This is a genomic window from Acinetobacter lwoffii, assembly GCF_024129685.1.
GTDB lineage: Bacteria > Pseudomonadota > Gammaproteobacteria > Pseudomonadales > Moraxellaceae > Acinetobacter > Acinetobacter lwoffii_X.
Genome location: NZ_JAMXXL010000066.1, coordinates 1 through 2,328 on the forward strand (window position 1 = coordinate 1; position 2,328 = coordinate 2,328).

Genomic DNA, 2,328 nt, shown 5'->3' on the forward strand with positions numbered 1-2,328 from the left:
TAGTTGAATATTCATACTTTCAATGGAGCAAAACTTGCAGAATCTTGTCTAATTTGTAATCCTTGCAGCCAAGGGTGTCTAGCTGAGCTAAGGCAGGTATTTGTTGTAGTCGGGCCGCTATAATATTGATAAAGAGCGCCTGTATGTTTAATTTCAAGATTTTTAATAAAGTCTCTACGGAAGTGTTGACGATAAAAAATGACCTTCAGCTTAATTCTGAAATTCAACTTATAACAAAATATAAGACCTCTACTTCTGAAGATTATAAAAAAGCAATTATTTTGATCTTTAAAGAACGTGGTTATTCAGCTTTAGAGATTGGTCAACTATTGGAAAATTAAAGTAAAAGATTTATTCTGATCAGATAGGCACCCTTATTTAAAGGTGCCTATTCATTTTAGAAATTCTTAAATTTCAATCTGACTACCTAGCTCTACCACCCGGTTAGAAGGGATTTTATAAAAATCACTGACAGGGCTGGTATTTTTTTGCATTGCGACAAATAACTTTTCACGCCATGTAGACATCTTGCTGGACAGACTTGGAATTAATCTTTCTCTAGAAACAAAGAAGCTGATATTCATTAAGTCATACTCAAGATCCAGTACTGAAAAAGCTTGTTTCAATGAATGAGGCACATTAGGCTCTTCTTTAAATCCATAATGGATCGTTATTCTGAAAAAACCATTCTCTAGTACTTCAGTAACGATTCGCTTAGCTTCATCAACATACGGGATTTCAGAAGTCTTGATTGTCACCAAAAAATTACGTTCATGCAGAACTTTATTATGCTTTAGATTATGTAAAAGCGCATGGGGTACGACTTGAGGCGTTCCAGTTAAAAATACGGCATTTCCACTCACTTTCTGACCTGCCTGTTCAAGGTGCTCAAGAAACACATTCAGTGGAAGCGTGTCCTTCTGCAGTTTGTCCTGAAGAATCTCTCTGCCTTTTTTCCAGGTCATCATGAGGGTAAAAACAATAACCGCAATAACGACTGGTACCCAGCCTCCAATCAGTACTTTTAATAGGTTTGAACTCAGCAAAACCAGATCAATAAAGGCGAATGGAATAATGAACAGTAAGACTTTCCATGTTTTCCATTTCCAGTAACTATAAGCCAGAAAAGCTACTAACAGTGTGTCACAGAACATGGTCACAGTGACGGCCAGACCATAAGCACCTGCCAACTTGCTGCTACTTTCAAATATTAAGATCAAGATGGTGATAGAGATAAACAGGAGCCAGTTCAGTAATGGAATATAAATTTGTCCAATTTCCGAAGCGGAGGTATGTAAAACTGTAAGCCTAGGTAGATATCCCAACTGTATTGCCTGTTTAGCCATAGAGAATACCCCACTGATTAAAGCCTGTGAGGCAATCACTGCAGCTGCAGTAGCCAGAATAATCATAGGATATAGAAGGGCTGAAGGCAGAAGCAGGTAAAAAGGATTGGTGATAGCCGAAGGATCTCTTAACAGTAATGCTCCTTGTCCAGCATAATTCAGCATCAGACATGGCAGTACAATTAAAAACCAGCCTAACTTGATCGGTAAAATACCAAAATATCCCATATCCGCATATAAGGCTTCACCACCTGTTACTGTTAAAACCACAGCTCCCATCACAAAAAATGAAATAAGAGGATTGTTAATAACGAATAAAAAAGCCCAGTGTGGGCTGAATAATGCAAGAACAAATGGACTTTGAATAATACTCATAATGCCAATGGCACCAATAGATAGGAACCATAACAGGGTAATAGGACCAAAAAACTTCCCCATCATTGCAGTCCCATGTTTTTGAACGGCAAAGAGAGCTATAAGAATTCCAATACTGATTGGAATAATGAAGCGATCAAATGACGGGGCAGCAACAGAAAGTCCCTCAACTGCAGATAAAACAGAAATAGCAGGGGTGATGATACCGTCACCGAAGAATAAGGATGCTCCAATGAAACCTAAGATAATGATTGCCAGTCTTTTTCCACGGGACAATCCTTTTTGCCTAAGGTTTAAGGCGAGTAATGCCATGATACCCCCTTCACCATTGTTATCAGCTCTCATGATCACCAAAACATATTTAAGCGAAACAATTAAGGTAATGGTCCAAAAGATTAAAGAGAGAATTCCCAAGATATTAAGTTCATTAATAGGTAGCCCGCGTGTCGCATGAAAGCTTTCTTTTAATGCATATAATGGACTCGTTCCTATATCGCCGAATACTACTCCTAGTGCAGCCAGTGTTAATGCTGGTACTGCCGGCTTACTCACATTATTTTGCATATATTTGATTTACAAAATTGGGGAGCCTCGAATTTTATCATCT

General features: G+C 38.2%; 2 protein-coding genes. One reads left to right on the plus strand and one right to left on the minus strand.

Annotation, left to right across the window (positions count from 1 at the left end):
• Positions 1-143 precede the first annotated feature (143 nt).
• Positions 144-341 (plus strand): hypothetical protein, encoded by a 198-nt coding sequence (locus tag NI464_RS15640; protein WP_004282105.1) that lies wholly within the window; start codon positions 144-146, stop codon positions 339-341.
• Positions 342-407: 66 nt separating this feature from the next.
• On the opposite strand, the gene NI464_RS15645 is transcribed toward NI464_RS15640, so the two are convergent.
• Positions 408-2,285, minus strand: coding sequence for a potassium transporter Kup (locus NI464_RS15645; protein ID WP_253139505.1), 1,878 nt, complete (start codon positions 2,283-2,285; stop codon positions 408-410).
• Positions 2,286-2,328: the final 43 nt, after the last annotated feature.